Here is a 17,204-nt window from a genome sequence, read left to right as displayed (position 1 = left end):
TAGCCGCTCAAGAAACTTGCCGGGCCGCCGTTAATTCAGAGGTAAGCGTCATGACGGCGGCTGCGCAGCGGAGGGAGTGCAGCCTTAGCGCCTGCGCATTCCGCGCACTGGGCCGGCATTGACCACACGGCGCCGGACGCGCCCTCGTCGAGCCAATCGTACGAGGCGCGCCTGACGCGGTGAAACAGGATCGCGATGGATTCAACCGACCACGACGCCTTGCCTGCCATTCTGTCCGTTAGCGGCATTGGCAAGACTTACGCCGAACCCGTGCTCGCCGACGTGTCATTGTCGTTGCGCGCCGGCGAGGTATTGGCGCTCACCGGCGAGAACGGCGCCGGCAAGAGCACGCTGTCCAAGATTATCGGCGGCCTTGTCGAACCGACCGCCGGCACCATGCGTCTCGCCGGCCAGCCTTACGCGCCGGCCAGCCGTACCGAAGCCGAAGCGCTCGGCGTGCGTATGGTGATGCAGGAGTTGAACCTGCTGCCGACGTTGTCGGTGGCGGAAAACCTGTTTTTGAACCGCTTGCCGCGCGCGGGCGCGTTCAGTTTCGGGTGGATCGACCGGCGCAAGCTGCGTGAAGACGCGCAGCACGCAATGGCGCAGGTCGGGCTCGACGCGATCCATCCGGATACGCTCGTCGGCGAGCTGGGTATCGGCCATCAGCAGATGGTGGAGATCGCCCGCAATCTGATCGACGATTGCCGTGTGCTGATCCTCGACGAGCCAACGGCGATGCTGACTGCGCGCGAAGTCGATCTGCTGTTCGAGCAGATCGACAGGCTCAAGGCACGCGGCGTCGCGCTCGTCTACATCTCGCACCGGCTCGAAGAGCTGGCGCGAGTCGCCGAGCAGATCGCGGTGCTGCGCGACGGGCGCCTCGTGCACGTCGACGCGATGGCCAATCTGACGAGCGACGAAATCGTCACGTGGATGGTCGGCCGCGAACTGGGCGAGCAGATCGATCTCGGCGTGCGCAACATCGGCGCGCCGCTGCTGAAAGTGGATCGGCTCACGCGCGGCAAGGTCGTGCGCGACGTGTCGTTCGAAGTCCGCGCAGGCGAGATTTTCGGCGTCAGCGGTCTGATCGGCGCGGGCCGCACGGAGTTGATGCGGCTGATTTATGGCGCCGATCAGAAAGACGGCGGCACGGTGGCGCTGGCCGCCACGCCGGGCGCGCCGCCCACGCCGGTGCGGATCGACTCGCCGTCGGACGCGGTGCGCGCGGGCATTGCGCTCATCACCGAAGACCGCAAGGGCGAGGGCCTGCTGCTGCCGCAGCCGATTGCGGCCAACGTGTCGCTCGGCAATATCGGCAGCGTGGCGCGGCACGGCATCGTCGATGCAAAGCGCGAAAACGCGCTGGCGAAAAAGCAGATCGACGCAATGCGGATTCGCAGCTCCGGACCGGGGCAGATTGTCGGCGAACTGTCGGGCGGCAACCAGCAGAAGGTCGTGATCGGCCGCTGGCTCGCGCGCGATTGCCGCGTGCTGTTATTCGACGAACCTACGCGCGGCATCGACGTCGGCGCGAAGTTCGATATTTATGGCTTGATGGGCGCGCTGGCTCGTGAAGGACGCGCGCTCGTCGTGGTGTCGAGCGACCTGCGTGAGCTGATGCTGATCTGCGACCGGATCGGCGTGATGTCCGCAGGAAGCCTGACGGGTGTGTTCGAACGCGATACATGGTCGCAGGACGCGTTGCTGGCGGCCGCTTTTGCCGGCTACCGCAGCCGCGAAGCGCTGTTGCACACACTCGATACCAATGAAGCAGGGAGTTTGTCATGACCGATCAATCGTTGCGCGAAACGTCGGGCGCGAAGCAGGGCGGAGCGGCTGCAAACGGCGACACCAATGCAAACGGGAATGTGAACGCGGTCCCGGCCGATCCATCCGCGCCCCTTGCGAGCGGCAAGCCGGCCGGCACGCGGCTGGGATTTTCGAATTACCTCGGTCTTGCCGGCGCACTGCTCGGCATGATCGTGTTGTTCTCGCTGCTCAGTTCGCACTTTCTGACGTACGACACGTTCAGCACGATCGCCAATCAGATTCCGGATCTGGTCGTGATGTCGGTCGGCATGACCTTTGTGCTGATCATCGCGGGCATCGATCTGTCGGTCGGTTCCGTGCTCGCACTCGGCGCGTCGGTGGTGAGCGTGGCGGCGCTGAAGTGGGGCTGGGGCCCGTTGCCGTCAGCGCTGCTCGGCGTCGCTGCCGCGGCGCTGACCGGCACGATTACCGGCGCGGTCACGGTCGGCTGGCGGATTCCGTCGTTCATCGTGTCGCTCGGCGTGCTGGAAGCCGCGCGCGGCCTTGCCTATCAGATGACGAATTCGCGCACCGCGTACATCGGTGACGCGTTCGACTTCCTGTCGAACCCGATCGCGGTCGGCATCTCGCCGGCGTTCCTGATCGCGGTGGCGGTGATGGTGATCGCGCAACTCGTGCTGACGCGCACGGTGTTTGGCCGCTATCTGGTCGGTATCGGCACCAACGAAGAGGCCGTGCGGCTCGCGGGCGTCAATCCGCGGCCTTACAAGGTGATCGTGTTCGCCCTGATGGGCGCGCTCGCCGGCCTCGCGTCGCTGTTTCAGATTTCGCGTCTGGAGGCAGCCGATCCGAACGCGGGCGTCGGGGTGGAACTCCAGGTGATCGCGGCGGTCGTGATTGGCGGAACGAGTCTGATGGGCGGGCGCGGTTCGGTTATCAGTACATTTTTTGGCGTGTTGATCATTTCGGTGCTGGCGGCCGGGCTCGCGCAGATCGGCGCGAACGAGCCGACCAAACGCATGATTACAGGCGCGGTGATCGTGGTGGCAGTGGTGCTGGATACGTACCGCAGCCGCCGCAAGCGTGCCTGACGCCGGAAGATTAGCGCGTGTCGGGCGGTTGCAGGGCTGTTTGCGGTAAAGCGTAAGAATTGACGAGTGTGACGTGCCTTCGATAAGGATGTCTTGCAGGTCGGCAGTCAGCATGACCGGCGGGAAAAACAGGCGGGAGAGCAACAGGTTATGGCGACGATCAAGGATGTAGCGGCCGTGGCGGGCGTGTCATTCACCACGGTGTCCCACGTGGTGAACAACTCGCGTCCCGTGTCGGCAGACGTGCGCGCGAAGGTCGAGCACGCGATTCGCCAGCTTCACTATGTGCCGTCGGCGGTGGCCCGTTCGCTGAAGGCGCGCGCCACCGCGACCATCGGACTCGTCGTGCCGAACAGTACGAACCCGTATTTTGCGGAGCTCGCGCGCGGCATCGAGGACGGTTGCGCCCGCAACGGCTACTGCGTGTTCTTCTGCAATTCCGACGACGACCCAGCGAAGCAGCGCAATTATTTGCGCGTGCTGCAGGAAAAGCGGATCGACGGACTGATCGTCGCGTCTGCCGGCGACGACGCGGTACTCGCGCAGACTCTCGCCGACGCGCGCGAGCCGCTCGTGATCGTCGACCGCAATATTGAAGGCGTGAACGCCGATCTCGTGCAGATCGACCATGAAAAGGGTGCGTATCTGGCTACCCGTCATCTGCTCGAACTAGGACATGTGCAGATCGGCTGCATTAGCGGGCCGGTCGAGACGGCGGTGAGCGCCATGCGGGTCCACGGCTTTATCCGCGCAATGACCGAGCGCGGCATCGAGATTCCGCCCAACGCGATCGTCGAAAGCGATTTTTCGGGAACCGGCGGGCATCGCGCGGCCGCGCAACTGTTCGACACGCTCAAGCCGTCGGCCATTTTTGCGTGCAACGACATGATGGGCATCGGCGCGTTGCGCGCCGCGGCGGAGCGCAATATCAGCGTGCCGCGCGACTGTTCGATCATCGGTTTCGACGACATCGAACTCGGACGCTTCACGTATCCGGCGCTGTCGACAGTCGGGCAATCGGTGCGCGCGCTCGGCGACATGGCAGCCCAGACGCTGATCGAACGCATCGCGGGCAAGTCGTCGGCGAGCGCGCGGCCAGCGGGTCGACGACGTGTGGTCTCGCCGCGGCTCATCGTGCGCGAATCGACGTCGACATGGGCCGGCGCGGGAAAACGCGATCTCGCGGCTTGAGCGCGGGTTTCCCGCTCGGACGTGTGTCGAACCGCCATGCACATCGGCAGGTTTAGAAAGCTGGATTTCGGGAGAAGCGAGTGTCAAGTAACGAAACGCGTGCACGCGTGGCACTAGTCGGCAGTCTGAACATGGATCTGGTCGCGCGCGCGCCGCGTTTGCCGCATCCCGGCGAAACGCTGGCCGGCCGCACGTTCGCGCAGGTCGCGGGCGGCAAGGGCGGCAACCAGGCGGTGGCCGCGGCCAGACTCGGCGCGCAGGTGTCGATGCTCGGCTGTGTCGGCGCGGACGCGAACGGCGCCCAGTTGCGTGCGGGGCTCGAAGCGGAAGGCATCGACTGCGCGGCGGTCGAGACCGGCCGTGAGGCGACGGGCGTCGCGCTGATCGTCGTCGACGATGCGAGTCAGAACGCGATTGTGATCGTTGCGGGCAGCAATGGCGAAGTGACGCCCGACACTATTGCGCGTCATGAAGCGGTTCTGGCCGCCGCTGACGTGGTGATCTGCCAGCTCGAAACGCCACTCGACACAGTGCAAGCGGCGCTGACCACGGCCCGGCGGCTCGGCAAGACGGTCATTCTGAATCCGGCGCCGGCCACGGGTCCGCTTCCCGCCGAGTGGCTGCCTCTTATCGACTATCTGATACCGAACGAACTGGAAGCGGCGACGTTGACCGGCTTGCCCGTCGGCTCGCCCGAAGAAGCGGCCACGGCGGCTGCCGTGTTGCGCGCGGCCGGCACGCGCAACGTGCTGGTCACGCTCGGCCCGCGCGGTGTGCAGGCGGCGCTCGAGGGCGCGGCGCCGGCCTTGTACGACGCGCCGAAGGTCAAAGCCGTCGATACGACGGCGGCCGGCGACACCTTCATCGGCGGTTTCGCCGCGCAACTCGCGCAGGGTGCGAGCGTGGATGCGGCGATCCGCTTCGCGCAGCGCGCGGCGGCGCTGTCGGTCACGCGCGCGGGCGCGCAACCGTCGATTCCCACGCGGGCTGAAGTGGAAGGCTGAGTGTTGGGATCAGGGAGGCGTCGGGCGGCTGGCGTCGATCCTTGCATGCCGTGCTGCGATGTTCGGGGCGTGTGCGGTGGTTGTTCAGTATGTCGTGCACCCGTCGTGCTTGATACGCTCCACGCCACCTCGCTTCTTGCTCGCGCCGATCTGCTGACCTGCTAATCCGCCGACCCGCCGACCCGCCGACCCGCCGACCCGCCGACCCGCCGACCCGCCGACCCGCCGACCCGCCGACCCGCCGACCCGCGGAGCGCCAACCGCCAACCGCGGTCGGCCGCTTAGCCAGTTCCCCACTTCACCATCCCCAGTTCGCCGCTGCCCAAGGCTACCAAACCCCACCCTCCGTCACCCCGGCTGCACGCACCACATCCCATCTCCGGCACCACGCCCCCGCCCGATCTTCCTTGCATTTCTTGCTAACTTCGGCCAAACGACTTTCTTCAGACGATAAACGCTTCAAGTATCCCGCTTACGTGCCGTAAACGAGGCTAATAGAGCAAGGCGTCTAAACGCGCGCTCTCATCCGTCTACTACAGGAACAAGCATGTTGAACAAAGGTATTTCGATCAAGGCGCGGATCGGCCTTACGATGGCTTTTCTCGCGGCGCTACTCGTGGGCATCGGCGCGTTCGGTCTATTCGGCATGGGCCGTTCTAACGACGCGTACAAGGATACGTTCACCAACTCGATGCCGAGCGCGGTCAACATCGGCAACGCCGAGTTGTTCGCGGCGCGCGAGCGTCTCGCGCTCGACCGCGCAGCGTTCATGCTCGGTACGCCGGAAGTCACGCCGACGCTGGAACGCGCGCGCGGCATGCGTGCCACCTCCGACATGTGGTGGAAGAAATACATGGACCTGCCGCGTGAGCCTGAAGAAGAACGCCTCACGCAAGTCGTGGTCGGCAAGCGCGATGCACTGCATCAACAAGCCGACGCGTTTTCAGCAATCGTTGTTGCTGGCGACCAGAGCAAGTTGATCGACGGCGCGAAACGCCTGCAGAGCGCTTACAACGAACTTGCCACCTCCGACGACGCGCTCAGCAAATATCAGTTCGATCAGGCCCGGCAGGGTTTCGAGGCCGCTCAGTCGAGCTTCGAGATGTTTCGCATGGTCAGTCTCGGCGCGCTCTTCGCCGGTGTCCTCGCGGCGCTGCTGTCGTATGTGGCGCTCAGCCGGGCAATCGCCCGCCCGCTCGCCGAGGCGCTGGGTCATTTCGACGCGATCGCCGCAGGCGATCTGCGCCGTCAGGTCGTCATCAAATCGCGTGACGAAATGGGGCAGGTGCTCGAAGGTATCGGGAAGATGCAGCGCAGTCTCACCGAAACGGTGCGCGCGGTGCGCGGTGGGAGCGAGTCGATTGCTACCGCGACGCGTGAGATCGCGGCAGGCAACATTGACCTGTCGTCGCGCACGGAAGAGCAGGCGTCCGCGTTGCAACAAACGGCGTCGAGCATGGAAGAATTGACCGGCACCGTGAAGCAGAACGCCGAGAACGCCCGCCAGGCGAGCTCGCTCGCCGCCAATGCATCGGAAATCGCCAACAAGGGCAGCGCGGTGGTCGGCCAGGTGGTCGGCACGATGGGTGAGATCAACCAGAGTTCCGCGAAGATCGCCGACATCATTTCGATCATCGAAGGAATCGCGTTTCAGACCAACATCCTCGCGCTGAATGCGGCCGTGGAAGCCGCGCGTGCCGGCGAAGACGGGCGCGGTTTCGCGGTCGTCGCGGGCGAAGTGCGCAGCCTTGCACAACGCTCGTCGGCGGCGGCCAAGGAAATCAAGGAGCTGATCGATACGTCGGTGGACCGCGTGCAGTCGGGCTCGGCGCTCGTCGACGAAGCGGGTCGCACGATGACCGAGATCATCGGCGCGGTGCAGCGCGTGACCGACATCATGGGCGAAATCGCCGCGGCGTCTGAAGAGCAGAGCAGCGGTATCGACCAGGTGGCGCGCGCCGTCACCCAGATGGACGAAGTGACGCAGCAAAATGCCGCTCTCGTCGAGGAAGCGGCCGCAGCGGCGTCTTCTCTGGAAGACCAGGCCGGCAAGCTGCGCAGCGCGGTCGCCGTGTTCCAACTGGAAGACGGTGGCGCGCAGATGTCGGGCGGCTCGCTGTCCCGACATCTGCCGACGCCTGCGCGGGTCGCCCCGGCTGTGCCGCGGGCGGCGCCTCGTGCAGCCCCGCGCGCAAGCGCCACAGCGCCGGTTCAGCATGTAAGCGCTGCTCCCGCTCCTTCGGCAGCAGCCGCGCCGGCACCCGCGCCCGTCGCACCGAAAGCCGCTCCGGCGCCGCGTGCGCCCGCCAAGGCTGCGGCCGTCGCCAGCGCCGGCAGCGATCAGGACTGGGAAACGTTCTGACCGGACGTCCAAGGTAGTGGCCTGTACGCCGCTCGGGCCGTGGGAACGTTCGCTGCAATGATCGTTCCCGACGCGTCGGCTGCGGAAGCCGTGGCGACTGAGTCGCCTGCAAAAAAAGACCGCGCTTGCTTATGTAAGCGCGGTTTTTTTATGGCGTGTGCATTAAGTCGCGTTTGTCGAGCGGCCGACGCCCTGGCGGGCTTCACGATCCGGTACATTGACGGGCGCGGCTACGGTAATTCGTGACCGGATCGCGGCTGTCGGCTGTCGGCGACGCTGAGGCTGTCCGGTCCCGAGGGGCGCTGCCGCGCAAACCGCCGCGCGGCTGAGTGTCGCTCAGCACGTCTCGTCGCCGCTTTACCACTCTTGACCATCGCGAACCATCGCTAACCACTGCGCTGCAGTAGCCGTTAAATGCGCCAGCCATAAAGGACCGACATGACGCCACACGACCTCGCGCATCGCCTCGTCGAAGCACGGCGGCAGCATCGCCCGATCGACGGGCTCGTGCCCGAACAGATGCCGCCGGACGCCGCCACCGCTTACGCGATCCAGCAGGCGGTCATCGCGGGTCTCGGCGACTCCACCGGTGCGTGGAAGATCGGCGCGAAGGTGCCCGGCGGAGCCGCCTCTGGCGCGCCGATCCCCGCTTCGCTCGTGCTGCCTTCGCCCGCGCGAGTGGCTCACGCGAGCTTCTTTCGCGTGCTGCTCGAACTCGAGATCGCGTTCCGCTTCTCCGAGGCGATCGAGCCCCGCGGCCGTGCCTACGCGCGCGACGAGGTTCTCGCGCTGGTCGGCGAAGTGCTGCCAGCCATCGAGATCGTCGATAGCCGCTTTGCGGAATGGCCCAACATCGCGCCTCTTGCCCAACTCGCGGATGCCCAGAATAACGGAGCACTGATCACCGGCCACCCGGTGCCGTACGCGGGACTCGCGCGCGGCTTCGATTTCGTTTCGCCCGAACTGGAACTGAGCTTCGACGGCGAATCGCTCGTGCCGGACGCCACTGGAAATCCCGCGGGCGATCCGCGCGAACTGCTAGTGTGGTTCGTCAACCATTGCGCCGCCATGGGCATAACAATCGAGCCGGAGTGGACGTTGACCACGGGCTCTTATGTCGGTGCGCACAATGTGGGCAAACCCGGCGTTGTGCGCGGCCATATCGACGGACTTGGAGAGGTCGAGATCGAACTGACCTGAAGCCGTGACACTGTGTGATGTGACACGGTGCCCGGTTTCTATCCCGTGTCGTTCTTGTAACGGCGCATTACAAACACCGCGTTTAACGGCTGCCGATGGGCGGCCGTTTTACATTTGATGCGTCTGCGCTTACTGCTTAGCCGTATACCCTATTGAACCGTTTGAATGCCGCGCCGTTATCCAGTTAACAGAGAGCGAAGAGAGAGCGAACAGAGCGGGCGCGAGCGGTAGGAAGCATACATGCCGACACCGGTGGCGCACATTCTGCAAGAGGTCTGAGTGAGTGCGAGCGATGCAGGCAACCACGTCGCCGACGCGGTTATGCCACAGCGACGAAGCAGGTAAATCGTCGGCTCGATAGCGAAGCTCGGGAGCGGCACGACGATCTCTGAGTCGATGTGAATAGCGATGGAACAAAACATCGCGTACATGGACGAACAGCATGGAAGTACGCCGGCGAACCGCACATGCAACGGTGGTCGACCGACATGTAACAGATGCGAAGACATGTAGACCAAACGCATGTCCATGCGTTAGGAAGGAAAGTGCGATAGCAGAAAGAGCGGGGACGTAGCGCGAATTTTGCAAGGCGCTGGCTTCAAGGTACGCGGTGTGCGTGTGCAGCCATCGCGTGAATGTAAGTGTCGGAATGGCTTGGTGAGCGAGCTGTTCGATCGTTCGACGCGCAAGATTGTAGGTCGTCGAAACACGCTTTCCAAGTGATGAATGTTGGGAGACGAATGCGGCGCGATTTTCGCAACGTAGTTCGTGAAAAAAAATTTAAAAGGGTTTAGGATGAATTCGAGCGATGTCGTTTCCGAATAGCGCGCCGCGCACGACATCGGTCTAGACTTCGGCGAGGAGGTAGCATGGATATCTACAGCAGTTTCGCGACCCGCTTCGAGAAAACACGAGAGGACGAACTCTCGCTCGAGGAGTATCTCGCGCTCTGCAAAGACAATCCCGCCGCGTACGCCACGGCTGGCGAACGCATGTTGACGGCAATCGGAGAACCCGAACAGATCGATACTCGCAACGATCCGCGTCTGTCGCGTATCTTCGCGAACAAGGTCATCAAGGTATACCCCGCATTCCGTGAGTTTTACGGAATGGAAGAGGTGATCGAGCAGGTGGTCGCCTACTTCCGGCACTCGGCCCAGGGGCTCGAAGAGAAGAAGCAGATTCTGTATCTGTTAGGCCCGGTCGGCGGCGGCAAATCGTCGATCGCGGAACGCCTGAAGCAGCTCATGGAGCGCGTGCCGTTCTACGCGATCAAGGGCTCGCCCGTGAACGAATCGCCACTCGGTTTGTTCGACTACGACGAGGACGGTCCGATCCTCGAAGAGCAATACGGCATACCACGCCGCTACCTGAAAAGCATTCTGAGCCCGTGGGCGGTCAAGCGCCTGCACGAGTACAACGGCGACATCCGTAAATTCCGCGTGGTGCGGCGCTATCCGTCCATCCTGCGGCAGATCGGTATCGCCAAAACGGAGCCTGGCGACGAGAACAACCAGGACATTTCGTCGCTCGTCGGTAAGGTGGACATCCGCAAGCTCGAACAGTATGCGCAAGACGATGCCGACGCTTACAGCTACTCGGGTGGCTTGTGTCTCGCGAATCAGGGCCTGCTCGAATTCGTCGAAATGTTCAAGGCGCCGATCAAGGTTTTACACCCGCTGCTGACGGCGACCCAGGAAGGCAACTTCAAGGGCACGGAAGGCTTCGGCGCGATTCCTTTTGACGGCGTGATTCTCGCGCACTCGAACGAGTCGGAGTGGAAGGCATTCCGCAACAACCGCAACAACGAAGCATTGCTCGACCGGATCTTCGTCGTGAAGGTGCCGTACTGCCTGCGCTACTCGGAAGAGATCAAAATCTACGAGAAGCTGTTGCGTAATTCGTCGCTCGCCAATGCGGTATGCGCTCCTGGCACGTTGAAAATGATGGCGCAGATGTCGGTGCTCACGCGCTTGCAGGAGCCTGAAAATTCGAGCCTCTTCTCGAAGATGCAGGTCTACGACGGCGAGAATCTGAAGGACACCGATCCGAAGGCGAAGTCGTACCAGGAATACCGTGATTTCGCGGGCGTGGATGAAGGGATGACCGGCGTGTCGACCCGCTTCGCGTTCAAGATTTTGTCGCGCGTGTTCAACTTCGATTCGACCGAAGTCGCGGCCAATCCGGTGCACCTGATGTACGTGCTCGAACAGCAGATCGAGCGCGAGCAGTTCCCACCGGAAACCGAACAGAAGTATCTGTCTTTCATCAAAGACGTGCTTGCCTCGCGCTACGCGGAATTCATCGGTAAGGAGATTCAGACCGCTTATCTGGAGTCGTACTCCGAATATGGGCAGAACATTTTCGATCGCTATGTGACGTATGCCGACTTCTGGATTCAGGATCAGGAGTTCCGCGATCACGACACTGGCGAGAGCTTCGACCGCGCGGCATTGAACGCCGAACTGGAGAAGATCGAGAAGCCCGCCGGCATCAGCAACCCGAAGGACTTCCGCAACGAGATCGTGAACTTCGTGTTGCGCGCGAGAGCTGCAAATGCAGGGAAGAATCCTGCGTGGATCAGCTACGAGAAGCTGCGCGTGGTGATCGAAAAGAAGATGTTTTCGAACACGGAGGAATTGCTGCCTGTCATCTCGTTCAACGCCAAAGGCTCGGCGGAAGAACAACGCAAGCACGAAGACTTCGTCAACCGGATGGTGGCGAAGGGCTATACGCCGAAGCAGGTGCGCTTGCTCTGTGACTGGTATCTGCGCGTGCGCAAGTCGTCATGATCCGCATTGCGTGCCGCCCGCGCGGTCCGGCCGCGCGGGCACCCTGCGAGACGCAAGCTGCATGGACATAGCACCGGACCATGCAGCGTACGTCTCGCGACGAGTCGACAAGGGAGACGAGGCGTGCTTCATCAAATCATCGACCGCAGGTTAGCAGGCAAGAACAAAAGCATTGCAAATCGCGAGCGTTTTTTGCGTCGCGTTAAGAACTATATTCGTCGCGCCGTTTCGGAAGCGGTGCGCGACCGCAGCATCAAAGACATACAGAACACGCAGAGCATCACGATTCCGCGCAAGGACATCGCAGAGCCGTCGTTCCGGCACGGGCCGGGCGGCCGGCGCGAAATGGTGCATCCAGGCAACTCCGACTACATCCGCGGCGACAAGATTCAGCGACCGCAAGGCGGTGGCGGCGGAGGCGGGGGCGGCCAGGCCAGTAACGAAGGCGAAGGGCAGGACGACTTCGTGTTCGAACTGAGCCGCGAAGAGTTCATGCAGTATTTCTTCGACGACCTCGAATTGCCGCGGCTCGTCAAAACTCACCTGATGGCCGTGCCCACGTGGAAGAGCATTCGCGCCGGCTGGGCTGCCGAAGGCACGCCGAACAATATCGACGTGGTCCGTTCGTTGCGCAGCGCCCTTGGCCGCCGTATCGCACTCGGCGCACCGCTCGTCAATCAGTTGCACGAGATGGAGCGGCAACTCGAGGTCATGAAAGCCGACCCCGACGATCGTCGCGAAGACATCAAGCTGCTCGAAGAGGAAATCCACCACCTACGCGGGCGCATCTGGCGCATTCCGTTTATCGATCCGTTCGACCTGCGCTACGTGAACCGCGTGAAGCAGCCCACGCCGTCCAGTCAGGCCGTGATGTTCTGTCTGATGGATGTGTCGGGTTCGATGGACGAGCAGCGCAAGGATCTGGCGAAGCGCTTTTTCATCCTGCTGTACCTGTTTCTCAAGCGCAACTACGAAAAGATCGAGGTGGTGTTCATCCGCCACCACACGCGCGCGGAAGAGGTCGACGAAGACACCTTCTTCCATTCGACGGAAAGCGGCGGCACTGTCGTGTCGAGCGCGCTCGAACTGATGCAGAAGGTCATGGACGAGCGCTATTCGCCGACTGAATGGAACATTTACGGCGCGCAGGCGTCGGACGGCGACAACTGGACCGACGACTCGCCGAAGTGCCGCAAGATACTGGCGGATGACATCCTGGAGAAGGTGCGCTATTTTGCGTATATTCAGGTGACGCCCGAAGAGCAGAATCTGTGGCTCGAGTATGCGCAACTGGCGTTGAGCCAGCCGCATATGGCGATGAAGAAAGTCGAAACCGCGGCTGACATCTATCCGGTGTTTCGCGAGTTGTTCGAAAAGCAGGTGGCGTCGTCATGACGGACAAGCACTTGCACAACGAAGCGCGCGGCTATCAGCCGGAGCGTGGGAAAGGCGTGCCGCAGCGTCAGTCGGGGCATGCCGAGGCAGCGGCGGACGAGGTTCGACCCGTCGCAGCCGGAGCAGTCGACAACGCTGAAGCACGGGGACACACCGGAACGCCCACTGAGGGGCAAAGGGAAGTCCGTATGAACGTAGCCGATAGACGGCCTCTGCCGTGCCCGTCCGACTGGACCTTCGAGTTGATCGAGGAGTACGACTCGCATATTGCCCGTGTTGCGGAGCAATATGAGCTCGATGTGTATCCGATCCAGCTGGAACTCATCAGCGCTGAACAGATGATGGACGCTTATGCGTCCGTCGGCATGCCGGTGAATTACCGGCACTGGTCGTTCGGCAAGCACTTTCTCTCTACCGAAAAAAGCTACCGTCGCGGGCAGATGGGGCTCGCGTACGAGATAGTCATCAATTCGAACCCCTGCATCGCGTATCTCATGGAAGAGAACACGATGACGATGCAGGCGCTCGTCATCGCGCATGCGGCGTATGGGCATAACTCGTTCTTCAAGGGCAACTATCTGTTTCGGCTGTGGACGGATGCGCATGCCATCATCGACTACCTCGTCTACGCGAAGAATTACATTGCCGAGTGCGAGGAGCGCTTCGGGTTGGACCGTGTCGAAGAACTGCTCGATTCGTGTCATGCGCTAATGAACTACGGAGTCGACCGCTATAAGCGTCCGCAGAAGCTGTCGCTCGAAAAGGAGTTCGCGGCTCGCCGCGAACGCGAGGCGTACCTGCAGTCGCAGGTCAACGAATTGTGGCGCACGCTGCCCACGCGCCATACGCCGTTGCCCGAGGAAATCGAGGAGCGTTACCCGCCGGAGCCGCAAGAAAATCTGCTGTATTTCGCGGAGAAAAACGCGCCGCTGCTCGAGCCCTGGGAGCGCGAGGTGATCCGCATCGTGCGGAAGGTGGGACAGTATTTTTACCCGCAGCGGCAGACGCAGGTCATGAACGAAGGCTGGGCCACGTTCTGGCATTACACGCTGCTCAATACGATGTACAACCAGGGCAAGCTCGAAGACGGCTTCATGATGGAGTTTCTCCACTCGCATAGCAATGTGGTGTATCAGCCGCCCGTCACGAAGCCTTACTACAGCGGTATCAATCCGTACGCGCTAGGTTTTTCGATGATGAGCGATATTCGCCGCATCTGCGAAAACCCTACCGACGAAGACCGCAAGTGGTTCCCGGAACTGGCCGGCAGTCCGTGGCTTCCCGCCATGCACTACGCGATGCGCAATTTCAAGGACGAGAGTTTTGTCGCGCAGTATCTGTCGCCGCATCTGATCCGCGAAATGCGTCTGTTCTCGGTGCTCGACGACGACATGCGCGATGCGCTCGAAGTCTCCGCGATTCACGACGACAGCGGCTATCAATATGTGCGCCAGGCGTTGTCGCGGCAGTACGACATGCATCATCGCGAGCCGAATATCCAGGTGTGGTCGGTGAATACGCGTGGCGACCGCAGTCTGACGCTGCGACACTTCATGAGTGACAACCGGCATCTTTCGTCCGACAGCGACGAAGTGCTCAAGCACATGGCGCGTTTGTGGCAGTTCGACGTGTATCTCGAAAGCGTCGATGAAAACGGCACGGTCAGGAAGCGTTACGAGTGCCGCTACGTGCCGCCGGCCGTGAGGGCGTAACGGTCTGTTAGGCGCGCCCGCTGCTGTTGTGGCCGGCGCGCGGATCGGGTTATGTGTTAGGCGTGTGTGCCCAGATCAGCCAGAAAATCCCGGGCGCGCTCCGACAAGCCCGGGGCGAGGTTCAATGCCTGAGTGGCCGCCGCTGCGACCCGGGTGCGCGCGTTCTCCTCCAGTTCGTCGGCGGCCGTCGTCAACCAGTCTGGAAACTTTTCCGCGAGCGCGTCGATCAACACGGCGGCTTGCCGCCGGTCCTTGTCTGCCTTGAGCGCACGCGACGGGTCGCGGAGCGTGCTGACAATAAGCTTGTGAAGCGCGAATCTGGCGGGGTCGGGCAGCATCACCGGTACCACGTGTTCCTTGCCGAGGATAAAGCCGCGAGTAGGGCTCGATACCAGATACCTGAAGTAGGGAAGCCCGGTCGCGTGGGCGCGCAAGTGCGGCAAGGCCTTCGTCTCGTACGCCTCGGTACCGGGGACGAGTAGGTCCACCTTGAGGGGCTGTCCACGCGCCTTGAACGAGGTGGACGGCTTTCGCGAGTCCAGTTCCGGCACCTCGAGAAACGGAATACCGCTATCACGAAGGATGTCGAGAAAGCTGCGCTCTTCGGGAATAGCCACCGAAATGCTGCCGGTGCTGCCAATGTCGATGTCTTCCGTCCTGTAATTCGCAGGCAGCCGGACGCCGAGACTGTTCAGAAGCGCGCCAAACGCGTGGGAGCCGACCAGCACTCCACCGTGGCTGAAAATGCCCGCGTTAAAGAGTGTTGCCAGCGTGAGCGCCGAAGAGTTGTCCGCGGCGGCGAAGTTCGCCTTGCGCAGTATCTGGACCTCGGCGGCAAGCACGCGCATCTCCGCGCTCTCGAGTAGTTTCGCCTCGAGCGCAGCTTCGGTAGCGGGCTCGCCTGCGCGGCCGAGCGAGGTTTCCTTATGCTTTCCCGATGCCAGATAGACGCGCCAGTAGGTGTACGTTTTCCCGTCGACGGTCTTCTGGGCCGCCGATCCGGGAGAGTGCAGGGGAATATGACCTTGTGCGCTGGCGCGCTCGGTGACGGACGAATACAGCGTTTGCAGTGCGTCGTTGTGGAAGCTGGCCATGGCTGGCGACTCCTTATACCCTGTTATTACACATTAAGGTATAAAACGATCGGCGTCAAATTTATACCTCACGATCCGACCACGAGGGATAAACCGCGCAATTAGCTCAAAGCTGGCCGGTACCGGTCTGCGATGGTGCCTGCTGTAAAGCTTGCTTGCCAACAAACCCCCAACTTCCACTTGCGATTCTGTAAAATTCGCGCACGCTGAAAACCGCGTGCTGAAGGCGGCGCCATGACCGCCGCCTCCGTTCAAGAGACAAGGAAGACACAACATGACCGACCTCACAGACCACAGCGTGGCCTCCGCCCACGACACACGGCGCCGCATCTTCGCGATTGTCGGCGCGTCATCGGGCAATCTCGTCGAATGGTTCGACTTCTACGTCTATTCGTTCTGCGCGCTTTATTTCGCACCGGCATTTTTTCCGAGCGGCAACACTACGACACAATTGCTCAACACGGCCGGCGTGTTCGCGGCGGGCTTTCTGATGCGCCCGATCGGCGGCTGGTTTTTCGGCCGTCTCGCCGACAAACATGGCCGCCGCATGGCAATGATGGTGTCGGTGTTCATGATGTGCGGCGGCTCGCTTGTGATAGCCGTGTTGCCCACGTACGCGCAGATCGGCGCGCTCGCGCCTGCGCTGCTGCTGGTCGCGCGCCTGTTCCAGGGTCTGTCGGTGGGCGGCGAATACGGCACCAGTGCGACCTATATGAGTGAAGTCGCGCTCAAGGGACGGCGCGGCTTCTTCGCGTCGTTCCAGTACGTGACGCTGATCGGCGGCCAGCTGTGCGCGCTGCTCGTGCTGGTCGCGCTGCAACAAACGCTCTCCACCGCGGAGCTCAAGGCATGGGGCTGGCGAGTGCCGTTCGTGATCGGCGCGGTGGCCGCGTTGATCGCGTTGTATCTGCGTAAATCGCTCGATGAAACCACCACCGCCGCGACGCGTCAGCGCAAGGAAGCGGGCACGCTGCGCGGCTTGTGGAAGCACCGCGTCGCGTTTATGACGGTGCTCGGTTTCACCGCGGGCGGCTCGCTGATTTTCTATACGTTCACCACGTACATGCAGAAGTATCTGGTGAACACGGCGGGCATGAGTGCCAAGACGGCAAGCAATGTGATGACCGCGGCGCTCTTCGTCTACATGGTGCTCCAGCCGGCCTTCGGCGCGTTGTCGGACCGCATTGGCCGGCGCAATTCGATGCTGTGCTTCGGCCTTTTCGCGACCATCGGCACGGTGCCGCTTCTGCACGCGCTCAAAGACGTGACGAGCCCCTATGCGGCGTTCGCGCTCGTCGTGCTGGCGCTCGCGATCGTGAGCTTCTATACGTCGATCAGCGGCCTGATCAAGGCAGAGATGTTCCCGCCGGAAGTGCGCGCGCTCGGCGTCGGTCTCTCGTATGCGGTGGCCAATGCGATTTTCGGCGGCTCAGCGGAATACGTGGCGCTGTGGCTCAAGTCGGTCGGCAGCGAGTCGATGTTCTACTGGTATGTCACGTTGCTGTGCGCCATTGCCGGGCTCGTCGCGCTGCGCATGCGCGATCCGTCGAAAGAAGGCTACCTGCGTCACGAACCGTAAGTCTCCCGACC

General features: G+C 62.4%; 11 protein-coding genes. 10 read left to right on the top strand and 1 reads right to left on the bottom strand.

The window, feature by feature from the left end; all coding sequences use genetic code 11:
• The first annotated feature begins 195 nt into the window (after positions 1 to 195).
• The 9 genes from BCA01S_RS12450 to BCA01S_RS12410 all read left to right on the top strand — a co-directional run bounded on the left by BCA01S_RS12450 (position 196) and on the right by BCA01S_RS12410 (position 14,520).
• Positions 196 to 1,791 (top strand): sugar ABC transporter ATP-binding protein, encoded by a 1,596-nt coding sequence (locus tag BCA01S_RS12450; protein ID WP_027777169.1) that lies wholly within the window; start codon positions 196 to 198, stop codon positions 1,789 to 1,791.
• Positions 1,788 to 2,864 (top strand): ABC transporter permease, encoded by a 1,077-nt coding sequence (locus BCA01S_RS12445; RefSeq protein WP_027777168.1) that lies wholly within the window; start codon positions 1,788 to 1,790, stop codon positions 2,862 to 2,864. The genes BCA01S_RS12450 and BCA01S_RS12445 overlap by 4 nt, the downstream gene beginning before the upstream one ends.
• Positions 2,865 to 3,014: 150 nt before the next feature.
• Positions 3,015 to 4,055, top strand: a complete 1,041-nt coding sequence (locus tag BCA01S_RS12440) for a LacI family DNA-binding transcriptional regulator (RefSeq protein WP_027777167.1) — start codon at positions 3,015 to 3,017, stop codon at positions 4,053 to 4,055.
• An 80-nt stretch (positions 4,056 to 4,135) separates the two neighbouring features.
• Complete coding sequence (gene rbsK, locus BCA01S_RS12435; RefSeq protein ID WP_027777166.1) at positions 4,136 to 5,059, top strand: ribokinase; 924 nt, start codon at positions 4,136 to 4,138, stop codon at positions 5,057 to 5,059.
• Positions 5,060 to 5,606: 547 nt separating this feature from the next.
• Entirely contained in the window at positions 5,607 to 7,421 is a 1,815-nt protein-coding gene (locus BCA01S_RS12430) for a methyl-accepting chemotaxis protein (RefSeq protein ID WP_027777165.1), read from the top strand.
• A 438-nt stretch (positions 7,422 to 7,859) separates the two neighbouring features.
• Complete coding sequence (locus BCA01S_RS12425) at positions 7,860 to 8,621, top strand: 2-keto-4-pentenoate hydratase (RefSeq protein WP_027777164.1); 762 nt, start codon at positions 7,860 to 7,862, stop codon at positions 8,619 to 8,621.
• Positions 8,622 to 9,490: 869 nt separating this feature from the next.
• Positions 9,491 to 11,413 carry a PrkA family serine protein kinase gene (locus tag BCA01S_RS12420; RefSeq protein ID WP_013339422.1) on the top strand — a complete coding sequence of 641 codons (1,923 nt, stop codon included), beginning with the start codon at positions 9,491 to 9,493 and terminating at the stop codon, positions 11,411 to 11,413.
• A 123-nt stretch (positions 11,414 to 11,536) separates the two neighbouring features.
• Positions 11,537 to 12,808, top strand: coding sequence for a YeaH/YhbH family protein (locus tag BCA01S_RS12415; protein WP_027777163.1), 1,272 nt, complete (start codon positions 11,537 to 11,539; stop codon positions 12,806 to 12,808).
• Positions 12,805 to 14,520 (top strand): SpoVR family protein, encoded by a 1,716-nt coding sequence (locus BCA01S_RS12410; protein WP_027777162.1) that lies wholly within the window; start codon positions 12,805 to 12,807, stop codon positions 14,518 to 14,520. The genes BCA01S_RS12415 and BCA01S_RS12410 overlap by 4 nt, the downstream gene beginning before the upstream one ends.
• Before the next feature lie 56 nt (positions 14,521 to 14,576).
• Here BCA01S_RS12410 and BCA01S_RS12405 read toward each other — a convergent pair whose 3' ends face one another.
• The gene (locus tag BCA01S_RS12405; protein WP_027777161.1) at positions 14,577 to 15,614 is read right to left on the bottom strand and encodes a GSU2403 family nucleotidyltransferase fold protein; all 1,038 of its coding nucleotides are present in this window, start codon (positions 15,612 to 15,614) and stop codon (positions 14,577 to 14,579) included.
• A gap of 274 nt (positions 15,615 to 15,888) precedes the next feature.
• Between BCA01S_RS12405 and BCA01S_RS12400 the strand changes: the two genes are divergently transcribed.
• Entirely contained in the window at positions 15,889 to 17,193 is a 1,305-nt protein-coding gene (locus tag BCA01S_RS12400; protein WP_027777160.1) for an MFS family transporter, read from the top strand.
• The last annotated feature ends 11 nt before the right edge of the window (positions 17,194 to 17,204 follow it).

The sequence above is a fragment of the Paraburkholderia caledonica NBRC 102488 genome, assembly GCF_000685095.1.
Classification (GTDB): Bacteria; Pseudomonadota; Gammaproteobacteria; order Burkholderiales; family Burkholderiaceae; genus Paraburkholderia; species Paraburkholderia caledonica.
This window is presented reverse-complemented; position numbering and strand designations above follow the sequence as displayed.

Excerpts from the sequence above, each read along its gene's own strand:
- BCA01S_RS12450 (WP_027777169.1), top strand. The coding sequence starts at position 196 with ATGGATTCAACCGACCACGACGCCTTGCCTGCCATTCTGTCCGTTAGC.
- BCA01S_RS12445 (WP_027777168.1), top strand. The coding sequence starts at position 1,788 with ATGACCGATCAATCGTTGCGCGAAACGTCGGGCGCGAAGCAGGGCGGA.
- BCA01S_RS12440 (WP_027777167.1), top strand. The coding sequence starts at position 3,015 with ATGGCGACGATCAAGGATGTAGCGGCCGTGGCGGGCGTGTCATTCACC.
- BCA01S_RS12430 (WP_027777165.1), top strand. The coding sequence starts at position 5,607 with ATGTTGAACAAAGGTATTTCGATCAAGGCGCGGATCGGCCTTACGATG.
- BCA01S_RS12425 (WP_027777164.1), top strand. The coding sequence starts at position 7,860 with ATGACGCCACACGACCTCGCGCATCGCCTCGTCGAAGCACGGCGGCAG.
- BCA01S_RS12420 (WP_013339422.1), top strand. The coding sequence starts at position 9,491 with ATGGATATCTACAGCAGTTTCGCGACCCGCTTCGAGAAAACACGAGAG.
- BCA01S_RS12410 (WP_027777162.1), top strand. The coding sequence starts at position 12,805 with ATGACGGACAAGCACTTGCACAACGAAGCGCGCGGCTATCAGCCGGAG.
- BCA01S_RS12405 (WP_027777161.1), bottom strand. The coding sequence starts at position 15,614 with ATGGCCAGCTTCCACAACGACGCACTGCAAACGCTGTATTCGTCCGTC.
- BCA01S_RS12400 (WP_027777160.1), top strand. The coding sequence starts at position 15,889 with ATGACCGACCTCACAGACCACAGCGTGGCCTCCGCCCACGACACACGG.